The following is a 14219-nucleotide window of genomic DNA, read 5'->3' on the forward strand; positions in this document are numbered from 1 at the left end:
CGGCCTCCGCTCCGGCCTGCGCTTCGGCGTTCGCATCGACCTTCGCTTCGGCCAGGGCCGAAACGTACCGCCGTCGTCCTCCTCGCCCGGCACGGTGGTGTGCGCGGCGCTTTCGAGCGTACGGGGGGAGCCCGAAAGCGCCGCCCAGGGTCGGTTGTCCGCCGTCCGGGCGGTGCCGCGCGCACATGAGGCAGAGCGACCGGCCACGGTGCCGCCCGACGGGAACACCGGCCGCACGGCAGCGCGCGGCCGCACACGACCGGCGCGCGGAACAGCAGGACCCGCGTCGCCGCAAGGGGGCGGCGGCGCGTACACGGAAACGGGAGGACGTGGCATGAAGACACGGCAAGAGGCTGCGGGGGACCGGGCAGGCGCCCCGGACACGGGCGAGGGCGCACGGGGCGTACGGACCGCCCGGCGGAGCCCCGCTCGGGCGGCGGGCGCGGCGGCACTGGCGGCGGGCGCGCTGGCCGCCGTCCTCGCGGCACCGGCCCAGGCGCAGGCGGCGCCCGCGGACGCCGCCGTCCCGGCCCTGCCGGGCGTACCGGCGAACGTGCGGGGGCTCCAGGGCCCGGTGGTGACCCATCCGGACGAGTCGCCCCGGGACTACCCCGCGGGCGAGGTCTGCGCCTTCCCCACGCACACCGAATTCCCGGTGAGCGACCTGCGGATGCGGACCTGGACGGACTCCGCCGGCACCCCCGTCTTCTCGATCGAGGACGGCCCGCTGCTCATGAAGGTCACCAACCTGGACAGCGGCGAAAGCATCGTGCGCGACATCTCCGGCACGGGGGTGATCACCTATCCCACCCCCGACTCGTACGTCCTGAGCGGCAACGACTGGTCGGCCGGTTTCCACACCACCGACCGGCCCGTCCACAACAAGTGGATCGTGGCGAGCACCTTCATGTCGGTGAAGGTCACCACGGTCGGCGGCACGACCAGCAGGGAACTGCTGGCCCTCAGCGGCCCCTCCGAGGACATCTGCACGACGCTGTCCTGACGGGCCCGCCGTCCGCGCTGCCCCGGCCCCCACCCCGGCACGGCGGACGGCAACGCGGGCGGCCGGACCGCGGCACATGGTGACGGCGTGGCATATGCGGCGCCGTCACCTGCCCTACCGCTTCTCGCGCACAGACGTGCGGGCCTCGATGGCGTGCAGGACGGCGACCATGTCGCCGTCGCCGTGGCCCATTGCCACGGTTTCGCTGAAGAGCGCGTGGCAGACGTCGAGCAGCGGGGAGGCGAGCCCGGCCGCGCGCGCCGCGTCGGCGATGAGCCGGTTGTTCTTCAGCACGTCCACCGCGCCCGCCTGGACGGCGAAGTCGCGCTCGCGCAGCTTGGGCGCCTTCATCCGCGAGACCGCGCTGGCCATGGGCCCGGCGTCGAGCACGGCGAGGAAGCGGTCCCGGTCCAGGCCGTGCCGGTCGGCGAAGTGGTAGGCCTCGGTGAGGCCGGTGACCATGGTGATCAGGAAGAGGTTCACGGCGAGCTTGGTGACCAGGGCGTTGGGCACCGGACCGCAGTCGAAGGCCTCCCGGCACATGGGCGCGAGCAGCGGCCGTACGGCCTCCGCCGCCGTCGGCTCACCGGCGAGCATCGCGACCAACTGCCCCGCTTCCGCGGGCACTCGCGACCCCGACACCGGCGCCTCGACGTAACGCCCGCCCGCCGCAAGGACGTCCGCCTCCAGCGCGTGCGAGTAGTCGGGGGAGGTGGTGCCCATGTGCACGAGCGTCCGCCCCCGCACCCGGTCGGCGAAGGCGTCGGTACCGCGTCCGAGCACATCGTCCACGGCCGCGCCGTCCGCGAGCATCAGGAAGACGACGTCACAGGTGCTCAGCACATCCGCGGCGGACGCGGCGACGACCGCCCCGGCCTCCCGCGGTTCCGCGCACTTGGCGGGCGTCCTGTTCCACACCGTGAGCGGCGCGCCCACCGGCTGCCGCCGCTGCAGGTTGAGCGCCATGGGCCGTCCCATGACGCCGAGCCCGAGAAAGCCGATCCCTGTTCCGCGCATACGGGCGCGCCCTTTCCGCCGTGCCGCCGGGGCGTCCCGGGACGGGCCGAGGCCGGGTTGCGGCCTATGACCGGCGTCATAATACTGGTCTTTATGACGAACGTCATAGGGACCTCGGCCCGACGGCAGCCGCCGCTTCCCGCGTCGGCCCAGGGGGAAACGGCGTACGGCGCCCCGCGCACCCCCTCTCCCGCTGCCGCTGCCGGACGCTGGCGGGCCGAGCCCGTCCGCCCCTGCGCCGCGCCCGCACTGCACGCCCTGTTCGCGGCCTGCTCGCCCGAGACGGTCCGGCTGCGCTTCTTCGGCCCGGTACGCGCCCTGCCCGCGGAGTATCTGGAGCAGGTCCTCGCGGGCCGCCCCGAGCGCCACGACGCGGTGGTGGCGTATGCCCGGGGCGGTTCGCGGGCCCGGCTGACCGGCCTGGCCAGCCTCGCCCTGCCCGCGGACGGAACAGCCGCGGAACTGGGCGTCCTCGTCGGCGACCCCTGGCAGCGGCAGGGCGCCGGCCGCGCGATGCTGGAACTGCTGCTCGACCGGGCGCGCGCCCGCGGCGTCCGGCGCGTCGCGGCGACCGTCTTGCCCGGCAGACCCGCCCTGCTCGGCGCGCTGGCGCGGCACCTGCCCGTCGCGCGGGTGGCGTACACCTCCGACGGCCCGAGCGGCGTCTATAAGCTGGACGGACCCTGAGGAGGCCGGCGATGACTGCACCCCGCACCCACGGCCCGCGGGAGCGTATGGTCTTCGCCGCGGCCCAGCTCATCCGGCGCGACGGCGTCGGTGCGACGGGCATGCGCGACATCGCCGCCCACGCCGAAGCCCCGCGCGGATCCCTCCAGCACTACTTCCCCGGCGGCAAGGAACAGGTCGTCAACGAGGCCGTCCGCTGGGCGGGCGGCTACGCGGGCAGGCGCGTCGACCGCTTCCTGGCCGCGCTGCCGGAACCCACCCCCGGCGCCCTCTTCGCCGCGATGGCGCAGCAGTGGATCGACGAGTTCGAGTCGACGGGCTTCCTCACCGGCTGCCCGGTGGCCGCCGCCACCGTCGACTCGACGGCCTCCACTCCCTCGGCCCGCGCGGCGACCGCCTCCGCCTTCACGGCCTGGACCACCCCGCTGACCGCCGCCCTGGTCACCCTCGCCGTGCCCGCCGAGCGCGCCCCGGCCCTGGCCACGCTGATGATCTCCACCCTGGAGGGCGCGATCCTGCTCTGCCGCGCCCACGAGTCCACCGCGCCCCTGACCACGGTCACCACCGAGCTGACCCCCCTGCTGGACGCGGCCGCCCGCGCCTGAGCCCCGGGCCCCGTGGCGCGCAGGGCCAGGTCCCGTACGGCCGGGGCAGTCCACCGCGCGCGAACCCGGTGGCCCCGCCCCGGTCGTGCCGTCCCCGGTCGCGCCGCCCCCGGCCAGTGCTTACGCTCCGAATCAGCGGGTAGCCGCTCATCCGTCCACCCGCCCGCGCGAGCGAAAGGCCGACAGGATGCCGAACGACACGATCATCGTCGGGGTCGACGGCTCGACGCCCTCCGTCCAGGCCCTGCGCTGGGCCGGCCGCCAGGCCGAGCTGACCGGCGGACGGCTCATCGCCGTCATGGCCTGGGAGCTGCCGGGCGCGTTCGGCTGGGCGGGCGTCCCCGGCCTCCCGGAGGACCTCGACATGGAGGAGCCCGCCGCCCAGGCCCTCGCCGAGGCAGTCGCGGAAGCCCTTCCGCCGCGGCAGGCGGAGAGCGTCGAGCAGGTCGTCGTCCTCGGCAACGCGGCCCAGGCGATCCTGGACCGCGCGGACGAGGAGGACGCCGATCTCATCGTGGTCGGCGTCCGCGGCCGCGGCACCTTCCGCGCCACCCTGCTCGGCTCGGTGAGCCACAGCGTGACCGTCCACGCCGAATGCCCGGTGGTCGTGGTGCGCGACACCGAGGAGCCCGACGAAGCCGCCGGGGCCGAGGGGACCACCGGGGCCGAGGGGACCACCGCCACCGCCGCGTCCGGCGGATCCACCAGGACCACCGGGACCGCCGGGAGCGCCGCGTCCGGCGAATGACCGGAACCGGCGAGGCCGATGGGACGGCCGGGACCTGACCGGGACCGCCGGGTCCTCCGGGACCGCCGGGACCACCGAGGCCTCCCGGTCCTCCAGGACCGCCACAACCACCGAGGCCGCCGGAACCCCGCACAACCCGCCTCAATGACAACCCGACCCCCCGCTTTGTCAGGCCCCTGCCCAGAGTTGTCCACAGCCTGGCCGAGGGCCGCTCGTGAGGCGTGCCCGGCGGAGCATGATGGAGGGCATGAACGAGACGACCGGATCCGCCAGCGGGTCCGCACCCGCATCCGAAGCGGCGCCCGCCGTATCAGCCCAGCCCCTACCCCCCGCATCGCCCGCGGCTGTCCCGGATGCCACCACCACCGCGCCCGGTGCGCCGGCCACCCTCACGGCCCCGCCCCCCGCGGAGGCGCAGGAAGCCCCCGCGAGCCCCGCGGCCTCCCCCGCGCGGCGCACCACGTCCCGGCGCGAGCCCCACGGCCGCCTTCCCGACTGGGAGAAGAGGTACCGCGCGCCGCGCGTGGGCCTGCCGGAGTGGGCGGAGGACGCACCGGAGCGCAATCTGTACGTCTCCGACGTGACGGGTACGTACGAGCTGTACGCGTGGGATCGCCGGACGGGCGAGCGCCGCCAGGTCACCGACCGGCCCAACGGCACGACGGACGGCACCCTGAGCCGGGACGGCGAGTGGGTCTGGTGGTTCTCGGACACGAACGGGGACGAGTTCGGCGTGTGGATGCGCCAGCCGTTCGGCGGGGGCGAGGACATACCGGCCGCCCCCGGCCTCGCCCCGTCCTATCCCGCGGGCGTGGCGCTCGGCGTCGGCGGTGTCGCGGTCGTCGGCCGCTCGACGGACGACGAGGGCACGACCGTGCACGTCGTGCCCGCGGAAGGCGCGGAGCCCTACGAGATCTACCGGCACGAGGAGTCCGCGGGCGTCGGCGACCTCTCCGAGGACGGCACGCTCGTCGTCATCGAGCACACCGAGCACGGTGACGCGATGCACAGCGCCCTGCGGGTGCTGCGGGTCGCGGACGGCTCGGTGGTCGCGGAGCTGGACGACACCGAGGGCGGCGAACGCGAGCTCGGCCTCGACAGCTGGGGCTTCGCCCCGGTGCCCGGCGATCCGCGGCTGCTGGTCGGCCACCAGCGCTCCGACCGCTGGCTGCCGCTGATCTGGGACGTGGAGAGCGGCGAGCAGATACTCCCGGCGATCGACCTGCCGGGCGACGTGCAGGCCGAGTGGTATCCGGACGCGGGCGCGCTGCTGCTGGTGCACGATTACCACGCCCGCAGCGAGCTGTTCCGCTACGACCTGGCGGACGGCACGCTGACCGCGCTGGAGACCCCGCGCGGCTCGGTCAGCGGCGCCACCTCCCGCCCGGACGGAACGGTGGAGTATCTGTGGTCCTCGGCGGAGCGGCCGCCCGCCGTGCGCTCCACCACCGGAGCGGTCGTGCTGGAGGCGGCCGGGCTGCGGGCACCCGACTCGGTGCCGGTGGAGGACGTCTGGGTGGAGGGACCGGGCGGCCGCATCCACGCCCTGGTCCAGCGCCCGCCCGCCGCCGGGCCGGACGCGGGACCGCTGCCGACGGTCTTCGAGGTCCACGGCGGCCCGACGTGGCACGAGTCGGACGCCTTCGCGGCCGGCCCCGCCGCCTGGCTCGACCACGGCTTCGCGGTGGTGCGGGTCAACTACCGCGGGTCGACCGGCTACGGCCGGGAGTGGACGGACGCCCTCAAGCACCGTGTGGGCCTCATCGAGCTGGAGGACATAGCCGCGGTCCGCGCCTGGGCGGTGGAGTCGGGGCTGGCCGACCCTGCTCGGCTCGTGCTCACCGGCGGCTCCTGGGGCGGCTATCTGACGCTGCTGGGCCTCGGCACCCAGCCGGGCGACTGGGCGGTGGGCATAGCCGCGGTGCCGGTCGCGGACTATCCGACGGCGTACGCCGACGAGATGGAAGCCCTCAAATCGCTCGACCGCACGCTCTTCGGCGGCTCCCCCGCCGAGGTGCCCGAGCGCTACGAGGCCTCCTCGCCGCTGAGCTACGTGGAGCAGGTCAGCGCGCCGGTGTACATCAGCGCGGGGATGAACGACCCGCGCTGCCCGATACGCCAGATCGACAACTACGTCGAGCGGCTGCGGGAGCTGGACAAGCCGCACGAGGTGTACCGCTACGACGCGGGCCACGGCTCGCTCGTCGTGGAGGAGCGCATCAAGCAGGTCCGGCTGGAGCTGGCCTTCGCCCTACGCCACGTGGGCGGCTGACCCGGCCTTCGCCCCGGTTCCGGCCCCGGGCCCCGCGCTCGGGCCGGACGGGGGCAGCAGACCCAGCTCGGCGTCGGCGCGGGCCTCGGCCTCCCGCCGGGCGAGCCGGAAGTACATGAAGACGACGAAGCCGGCGAAGACGAACCACTGGCCGGTGTAGCCGAGGTTCTGGAAGGCCTTGAGGTCCAGTCCGCTGTTCGGTGGCGCCACCGGAGGCACGGCCTTGAGGGGCGCGGCGGCCTCGGTCGCGGTGATCCAGCCGTTGTAGACGGGATACGGAAGGAGGTTGACCAGGGACGCGGCGCTGATGATGCCCAGCTGTCCGGAGGGGAGCCCGCCGGGCGCGGTGGGTACCCCGTTGCTGCCCGCCGCCTCGGGGTATTGCAGCGCGCCGATGACGGTGACCTCGCCGGAGGGTGCGGCCGGCACCGCACCGCCGCGGGCACCGCCGTCCGCCGGGGCGCCCGAGGGCACCGTGCCCGGCAGCCAGCCGCGCACGACCGGCAGCGCGGCGCCGCCGTCGAGCCGCAGCGGGGTGAGCACGTAGTAGCCGTCGCGGCCGTCGAGCCGGCGGTCGGGGACGAGCAGCTGGTGCGCCGTGTCGTAGCGGCCGGTCGCGGTGACCCGGCGGCCGGAGGCGTCCGAGGGCACCTCGGCCCTGGTGTCGGGCAGCACCCCGCCGAGCGGCACGGGCTTCTGCTCCGCCGCGTGGGCCTGGGAGTTCTTGGCGTCCCGGTGCTGGTCCACCCGGAATTCGAAGCGGCTCAGCTGCCACGTGCCCATGAAGACGCACACGACGACGGCGAGCACCACGAACACGCCGACGGCCAGCCAGCGCGGGGTGAGCAGGAACCGGTACACACCCCCACGGTACGGGGCAGCTCCGCGCCGTCCGCCACCGGGACCCGGTCGGGAGCCGGTCAGGACCCGGGCCCGTGCCCGGCTCCTGGTCAGGACGGCGTGCCCCGGCCGGTCAGGGGCTCGCGGGCGGGCTGTCCGCGATCGGGGCGGTGGTGTAGACGGTGCCGGCGCAGGCGTCCTGGAGGGTCGGGCCGACGATGAGCGGCGCACCGGCCGCGGGGGTGTGGGTCAGTGCGATGGTGGCAGGCGCCGCCGTCCCGGTCGGGGTGCCCGCGGACTGGCCGCTGCCCGCCGGGCTGTCCGACTTCGCCGCGGCGGCGGAGCCCGCGCCGTCCTTGCCGTCGGCCGCCGCGGGACCGCCGGTGTCCGTCGGGGTGGGCGTCGCGGTGGGGCTGGCCGTCGGCGAGCCGGTCGGCGGGCAGCCACCCGGGCCGGTGTCGGCGGGCACCCAGGCGAAGGCCACCTCGTAGGTCTGGCCCGGGGCGAGGACGAGCGGCTGCCCGTCGTCGGCGGGCGGGGGCAGCTCGGTGGCGGCGTCGCCCGCGGTGTGGTTGACGACCGTGATCTGCGCGGGGTCGGCGGCGCCCTGGGCGATGGCCCCCACGGCGGCCGGGCCGGGCGGCACGGTGCAGGTGGAGGTGGAGACGTTCGCGACGCGGAACCAGCCGTGGATGTGCCCGTCGGAGTCGGGGACGGCACTGCTGCTGCCCCTGCCGAGCTGGGCGCTGGAGCAGGCCGGGGCCGCGGGCGTCGGCAGGCCGCCGGGGCTGGTGACCGGTCCGGCGGAGTTGCCGTCCCCACCGGAGGCCGAGGTCTGGCGGCCGGAGTCGCCGTCGCCCGGCCCGGTGCGGTCCGCCCCGGCGTCGCCGCTGGTGCCCCAGGCGTCGGCGCGGCCGTTGTCGTCCGGCTGGGAGGCGCGGGGGCTCCCAGGTCCGGCGGGGGCCGCGGACGGTCCGCCGGTGGCACCGGCGGCGTGGACGAGCGCGGGCACCGCCGCGCCGACCAGCAGCAGGGCCGCGACGCTGCCGGCCATCGCCTGCCGCCGGTGCTGCCGCCGGGCGGGCACGGCGTGGCGCAGGTGCTCCAGCGCGTCGGGCGCGGGCCGCAGATCGCGCACGGCCTGGTGGAAGAGGACGCGCAGCGCCTCCTCCTCCCCGGCGGCCCGGCGATCGGCCTCGCGGAAGGCGCCGGTCGCGGACCCGGCGTCGGCCGCCGCGTCCCAGGCGGGGGCGGGGGCGGACGGGGAAGCCGGGGCGCGGTCCGGGTCGTCGGGGGTGTGGTGGTGCCGGTGGTTCATGGCTTCGGGGGTGTCGTCGTCGTGTGCGTCGGGGGCCGCGGTCATGTCGTGCTCTCCATCGCGACCCGCAGGGCGGCGATGCCGCGCGAGCCGTACGCCTTCACCGAGCCGAGCGATATCCCGAGCGTCTCGGCGACCTGGGCCTCGGTCATGTCGGCGAAGTAGCGCAGCACCAGCACCTCGCGCTGCCGCCGCTGCAGGGAGCGCATCGCGGCCTTGAGCTGGTCGCGCTCCAGCAGCTCGTACGCGCCCTCCTCCGCGGAGGCCATGTCGGGCATGGGCTTGGAGAGCAGCTTCAGCCCGAGGATGCGGCGGCGCAGGGCCGAGCGCGAGAGGTTGACCACGGTCTGGCGGAGGTAGGCGAGGGTCTTGTCGGGGTCGCGGACCCGGCTGCGCGCGGAGTGCACCCGTATGAAGGCCTCCTGCACGACGTCCTCGCAGGACGCGGTGTCGTCCAGCAGCAGGGCGGCCAGCCCCAGCAGGGCGCGGTAGTGGGCGCGGTAGGTCTCGGTGAGGTGGTCGACCGTGGTGCCGGCGGCCATCGCGGCGTCAGTGCCCTCGCGTCCGTCTGCTCGTCCCGCGGCGGCGTCGTCCGCGAGTCCCGTGCCCGGCCCCCCGCCGGTCGACACCGGGCCGGGCGCGGCGGGTGTCACTCCCGCCACCGGCCAGGGCGCGATCACCGGGAGCCCTCCGTACGGCGCCCGCTTCGTTCCGGCGGGGCGTGCCGCTCGGGCCGGGTCGGCCGGGCGCGCCGGACGGACGACGGGTGCGACCGCCGCTCGTCCCAGTGCCGTATCGATAGCCAGTGCCTCCGCCACGCCAGTTGGACACGCATCCCCCTGTCAGGGTTGTACGCGCAAGGCATCCCGCCCGACGGAGCGTCATATATCCCCATGCGCACCAGCTCTTCCCTCAGCGCCAGATTTGCACCGACGGCCCCCGTTCACATTCGGTGTGTGCAGCACCCCGGACAGCACCCGGTGGCGCGCTGACACAAAGACGCTCCCCCGCGGCCTGCGGTTGCGGCCACGGGGGAGGAAATTCTCCAGGGTTGTACGGGCGGATTCAAGTGGTCCAGACCACCATCCGACCGGATTCAGCCAGATCCGATCCGATTCGTCACATTTTCATCCATCGGATCGGCGGCGGGCGGCAGCGGTCAGCGGCCGGTGCCGCCGTAGACCACGGCCTCGTCGCTGTCGCTGTCCAGCCCGAAGGCGGTGTGCACCGCCTGCACCGCCGCGTTCACGTCGTCGGCCCGGGTGACCACCGAGATGCGGATCTCCGAGGTCGAGATCAGCTCGATGTTGACCCCCGCGTTGGACAGCGCCTCGAAGAAGGTCGCCGTCACCCCCGGGTTGGTCTTCATCCCGGCCCCGACCAGCGAGATCTTGCCGATCTGGTCGTCGTAGCGCAGCGAGTCGAACGCGATCACGGTCTGCGCCCGCGACAGTGCCTCCATCGCCTTGTGGCCCTCGGCCTTCGGCAGGGTGAAGGAGATGTCGGTCAGCGCGGTCGTGGCGGCCGACACGTTCTGCACGATCATGTCGATGTTGATCTCGGCGTCCGCGATGGCCCGGAAGATCGTCGCCGCCTCGCCCGGCTTGTCCGGCACGCCGACGACCGTGATCTTCGCCTCCGAGGTGTCGTGCGAGACACCGGAGATGATCGCCTGCTCCACTGGGCTGCCTCCTTGCGATACGTGGTGCGGCACCGGCCGCGGTTCCAGGCCCGCGGGCCGTTCGTTGCTGACCCAGGTGCCCGGGAGCCCCGAGAAGGACGAGCGCACGTGGATCGGGATGTTGTAGCGCCGCGCGTACTCCACACAGCGGTGCAGCAGCACCTTCGAACCGGAGCTCGCCAGCTCCAGCATGTCCTCGAAGGCGATCCAGTCCATCTTGCGGGCCTTCTTCACCACCCGCGGGTCGGCGGTGAAGACGCCGTCGACGTCGGTGTAGATCTCGCACACCTCGGCGTCCAGCGCCGCGGCCAGCGCGACCGCCGTGGTGTCCGAGCCGCCCCGCCCGAGCGTGGTGATGTCCTTCTTGTCCTGCGACACACCCTGGAAGCCGGCGACGATCGCGATGTTGCCCTCGTCGAGCGCGGTACGGATCCGGCCCGGCGTGACGTCGATGATCCGCGCCTTGTTGTGCACCGAGTCGGTGATCACACCCGCCTGGCTGCCGGTGAAGGACTGCGCTTCGTGGCCGAGGTTTTTGATCGCCATCGCCAGCAGCGCCATGGAGATGCGCTCTCCCGCGGTCAGCAGCATGTCGAACTCGCGGCCCGCCGGAATCGGCGACACCTGCTCCGCGAGATCGATCAGCTCGTCCGTCGTGTCGCCCATCGCCGAGACCACCACGACGACCTGATGGCCGTTCTTCTTGGTGTCCACGATCCGGCGTGCGACCCGCTTGATGCCTTCGGCATCGGCGACAGAGGAGCCGCCGTACTTCTGCACGACAAGGCCCACGTGCGCTCCTCGCTCAGGGATGTGAATGCGGTCGGCCCAGTTTAACGAGCAGGCACGATTCGCCCGGAACGTATCGCATGGTGAGATGTGACGCCCAGAGGATGATCACTCGATCACCCCGGCCCGTCACCGGCCACCCGTGCCCCTCGGCGCTCCCCCAGCGTTGCCCCCCAGCACTCCCCGTCAGCGCTCAGCCGTCCGGCGGTCGCGGGCCCTCACCGTGCCGGCCGCAGCCCCATCGTCCCCAGCTCGGCCTCCATGACGCGGCCGGCCTCCTCCGCCAGCTCCTCCTCGTCGTCCGCCTCGCCGCCCGTGTCCAGTCCGTCCAGCTCGTCCAGCGGGCTGTCCAGCCGTACGTGCGCCACCAGCGACTGCAGCGCCCGCAGGCTCGCGCTCGCCGTCGAACCCCAGTTGGACAGGTACGAGAACTGCCACCACCACAGCGCCTCCGACACCCGCCCGGCCCGGAAGTGGGTGAGGCCGTGCGTGAGATCGGCCACCACATCGGCCATGTCGTCCGAGATCCGGCAGGCCACCGGCGTGGACCGGGGCACGTACGGGTCGAAGACCTCGGAGTAGACGTCGATCGGCTCCAGCAGCGTCGCGAGCCGCTGCCGCAGGTCGTCCTCGTCGGGCTCGGGCCCGGCGTCGGGCTCGTAGCGCTCGTCCGGCACGAAGTCCTCGTGCGCCCCGAGCCGCCCGCCCGCCAGCAGCAGCTGCGAGACCTCCAGCAGCAGGTACGGCACCGCGCTGTCCGGGTCGTCGCCCTTGGCGACCTCGCGGACCGAGAGGATGAAGCTCTCGACCTGGTCCGCGATCTGGACGGCGTACTCGTCCGGCTCCTGCTCGCGCGGCAGGTCCACCACGGGGTCGGCGCCGGCCGGGGCGCCGCCCGCCGCCACCGCGCCGGTGGGACTCTCCTGGCTCCTGTTCACCACGGTCTCAGACATCGAGCAACCGCCTCCCTTCGAAGGCCCGCCCCAGCGTGACCTCGTCCGCGTACTCCAAGTCGCCGCCCACCGGCAGGCCGCTGGCCAGGCGCGTCACACGCAAACCCATCGGTTTGACCGTCCGGGCGAGGTACGTCGCGGTCGCCTCGCCCTCCAGATTGGGGTCGGTCGCCAGGATCAGCTCGGTGACCGAGTCGTCGGCGAGCCGGCGCAGCAGCTCCGCGATCCGCAGATCGTCCGGCCCGACCCCGTCGATGGGGCTGATCGCCCCGCCCAGCACGTGGTACCTCCCGCGGAACTCGCGGGTCCGCTCGATCGCGACCACGTCCTTGGGCTCCTCGACGACGCAGATCACCGACGGGTCGCGGCGCGGGTCCCGGCACACCCGGCACAGCTCGTCCTGCGCGACGTTCCCGCACACCTGGCAGAAGCGCACCTTCGCCTTGACCTCCGCCAGCGCGTGCGCCAGCCGCCGCACATCGGCGGGATCGGCCTGCAGGATGTGGAAGGCGATCCGCTGCGCGCTCTTGGGACCCACGCCGGGCAGCCTGCCCAGTTCGTCGATCAGGTCCTGGACCACGCCTTCGTACACGCCGGGTCGCCTTTCGGGGAGGAGGGGGGTGGGGGCTTCGGCCGCCTGCCGTCCGGTCGCCGGACCGGGGCGGGCGGGGCCGACGGCCCGATGATCAGAAGAGTCCGGGCAGTCCGCCGCCGAGACCCTGCGCGAGCGGCCCCAGCTTGCGCTGCTGCACTTCCTGTGCCGCCTCCGTCGCGTTGTGCACGGCGGCGACCACGAGGTCGGCCAGCGTCTCGGTGTCCTCCGGATCGACGGCCTTGGGGTCGATCACCAGCGCGCGCAGTTCGCCCGCGCCGGACACGGTCGCCGTGACCAGCCCGCCGCCCGCCGTGCCCTCGACCTCGGTCCTGGCCAGCTCCTGCTGGGCCGCGGCCAGGTCCTGCTGCATCTTCTGCGCCTGCTGGAGCAGCGCCTGCATGTTCGGCTGACCACCGGGAATCATGGTTCGCTCCTGCCTCGCATCGTCCGCCGGACGGGCTTCGTCCTTCGGTCCGGGGTCGCCCCCGGCTGTCGTACCGTTTCTTCGTACCGCTTGTTCGTACTGCTTCTTCGTACCGGGTTCTCGTCCCGGATCGGTCCGGCACCGGATTTTTCATACCGGTCCCGGTCCGTCTTTCGATCGTCTCGCACCCTGCCGTCCGTGACACGCCGAGCCTACGTGCTCGCCCCCTGCCGCGCCCTACGCCGTACGGAGGATCGCGCCGCCCGCGGACTCCGACGGGAGTAGCGGGTGCGGTGGCCCTGCGGCGTATCCGCAGGGCCGTCTGCCCGCTGCGGGGCAGGTCAGTCCCGGTCGGCGGGGACGAGCGCCGGGGCCGCGCGGGCCGTCAGTCGTGCCGGATCTCCTCGATCACGGTCGCCCCGAGCTCGCGGATGAACAGATCGTGACCGCTGAGTGCCGAATCGACGAGGTCGGGGTCGTCGTCCTCGGGGATGTCGTCCTCGATCGGGGGCGGCACCTCGTCCGTCATGAGCCGCGGCCGCTGCCCGCCGGACGCCTGACCGGGCGGTACGTCCCCGGGCCCGGACGGGGCGGGACGGGGCGCGGGCGGTGCGGCCACCGCCGTCCCCTGACCGGCCACGGCGACGCCGCCCGGACCGCCGGGCGCGGTCTGCCCGCCGGGCGCGGTGGCCGCCGGGGCGGTACGGGCGGGGGCCTGGGCCGAGCCGTACGCGTCGGGGCTCGCGGGCGGGGGCGGCGCCTGGGGGGCCTGCGGGGGGGCGGACGGGCGGGGGGCGCCGGGCGCACCGCCGCCGAAGCCGCCGGGGGCGCTGCCGCCACCGCCGCCGAAGCCGCCCGCGGGGCCGGGACCGGGGCCGGAGCCGCCGCCCGAGCCGCCGCCGGAGGGGTCGACGATGGCCTCGATCCGCCACTGCACGCCCAGGGCGTCGCTGATGGCCTGCTTGAGGACGTCCTCGCTGCCGTTGTTGGCGAAGCTGTTGCGGGCCCCGGGGTTGTCGAAGCCGATCTGCAGCGTCTCGCCGTCGAAACCGGAGACCTGGGCGTTGTTGAAGAGCAGCATCCACGTGAGGCGGCGCCTGCTCTTGACGGCCTCCAGGATCTGCGGCCACATCTGCCGTACCCGCGAGGGATCCCCGACCCCCGCGGAGCCGCCGCCCTGCGGAGCGGCCCCCCCGGACGCGGCAGCGGCGGCCGGCGCGGCCGCGGGCGCCGCGGCGGTGGGCCAGTTCGAGGAGCTGACGAAGGAGCTCCAGAAGGTCATCACCA

The 14219-nt window shown here is 74.3% G+C and carries 12 protein-coding genes and 2 pseudogenes; 5 read left to right on the top strand and 9 right to left on the bottom strand.

The annotated features are described in order from the left end of the window. Positions 1 to 334: 334 nt before the first annotated feature. Positions 335 to 1003, top strand: a complete 669-nt coding sequence (locus tag ACWERV_RS29145) for a hypothetical protein (protein ID WP_452938615.1) — start codon at positions 335 to 337, stop codon at positions 1001 to 1003. A 114-nt stretch (positions 1004 to 1117) separates the two neighbouring features. Here the strand turns inward: ACWERV_RS29145 and ACWERV_RS29150 are convergent, their stop codons facing one another. Continuing rightward, a complete protein-coding gene (locus ACWERV_RS29150; protein ID WP_452938618.1) occupies positions 1118 to 2020 on the bottom strand; it encodes an NAD(P)-dependent oxidoreductase in 903 nt (300 codons plus the stop codon). A 93-nt stretch (positions 2021 to 2113) separates the two neighbouring features. On the opposite strand from ACWERV_RS29150, the gene ACWERV_RS29155 reads away from it, so the two are divergent. From ACWERV_RS29155 to ACWERV_RS29170, 4 genes and pseudogenes are all read left to right on the top strand, one after another. Next, a complete protein-coding gene (locus ACWERV_RS29155) occupies positions 2114 to 2707 on the top strand; it encodes a GNAT family N-acetyltransferase (protein ID WP_452938620.1) in 594 nt (197 codons plus the stop codon). Between the two features lie 11 nt (positions 2708 to 2718). Beyond that, positions 2719 to 3312, top strand: coding sequence for a TetR/AcrR family transcriptional regulator (locus ACWERV_RS29160; protein ID WP_452938622.1), 594 nt, complete (start codon positions 2719 to 2721; stop codon positions 3310 to 3312). Positions 3313 to 3499: 187 nt separating this feature from the next. Beyond that, positions 3500 to 3931: pseudogene (locus ACWERV_RS29165) on the top strand (universal stress protein); the annotation flags it as partial. Between the two features lie 652 nt (positions 3932 to 4583). Continuing rightward, positions 4584 to 6332 carry a S9 family peptidase gene (locus ACWERV_RS29170; protein ID WP_398175498.1) on the top strand — a complete coding sequence of 583 codons (1749 nt, stop codon included), beginning with the start codon at positions 4584 to 4586 and terminating at the stop codon, positions 6330 to 6332. Here ACWERV_RS29170 and ACWERV_RS29175 read toward each other — a convergent pair. From ACWERV_RS29175 to ACWERV_RS29210, 8 genes and pseudogenes are all read right to left on the bottom strand, one after another. Then, positions 6312 to 7193 (bottom strand): SURF1 family protein, encoded by an 882-nt coding sequence (locus tag ACWERV_RS29175; protein WP_452938625.1) that lies wholly within the window; start codon positions 7191 to 7193, stop codon positions 6312 to 6314. The two genes, ACWERV_RS29170 and ACWERV_RS29175, sit on opposite strands and share 21 nt — an antisense overlap. Before the next feature lie 112 nt (positions 7194 to 7305). Continuing rightward, complete coding sequence (locus tag ACWERV_RS29180; protein WP_452938628.1) at positions 7306 to 8535, bottom strand: hypothetical protein; 1230 nt, start codon at positions 8533 to 8535, stop codon at positions 7306 to 7308. Next, a complete protein-coding gene (locus ACWERV_RS29185) occupies positions 8532 to 9170 on the bottom strand; it encodes a SigE family RNA polymerase sigma factor (protein WP_452938631.1) in 639 nt (212 codons plus the stop codon). The genes ACWERV_RS29180 and ACWERV_RS29185 overlap by 4 nt, the downstream gene beginning before the upstream one ends. A gap of 479 nt (positions 9171 to 9649) precedes the next feature. Then, positions 9650 to 10963: an aspartate kinase gene (locus ACWERV_RS29190; RefSeq protein ID WP_398175490.1), complete on the bottom strand. Its 1314-nt coding sequence runs from the start codon at positions 10961 to 10963 to the stop codon at positions 9650 to 9652. 215 nt (positions 10964 to 11178) lie between these two features. Continuing rightward, the gene (locus tag ACWERV_RS29195; RefSeq protein WP_452938635.1) at positions 11179 to 11913 is read right to left on the bottom strand and encodes a DUF5063 domain-containing protein; all 735 of its coding nucleotides are present in this window, start codon (positions 11911 to 11913) and stop codon (positions 11179 to 11181) included. Beyond that, on the bottom strand, positions 11906 to 12505 hold the full coding sequence (recR, locus tag ACWERV_RS29200; RefSeq protein WP_398175486.1) for a recombination mediator RecR: 600 nt from the start codon (positions 12503 to 12505) through the stop codon (positions 11906 to 11908). The genes ACWERV_RS29195 and recR overlap by 8 nt, the downstream gene beginning before the upstream one ends. 94 nt (positions 12506 to 12599) lie before the next feature. Continuing rightward, entirely contained in the window at positions 12600 to 12932 is a 333-nt protein-coding gene (locus ACWERV_RS29205; protein WP_078861873.1) for a YbaB/EbfC family nucleoid-associated protein, read from the bottom strand. A 385-nt stretch (positions 12933 to 13317) separates the two neighbouring features. Further along, a pseudogene (locus tag ACWERV_RS29210) lies at positions 13318 to 14219 on the bottom strand (DNA polymerase III subunit gamma and tau); the annotation flags it as partial.

The organism is Streptomyces sp. NPDC004031 (genome assembly GCF_053604375.1).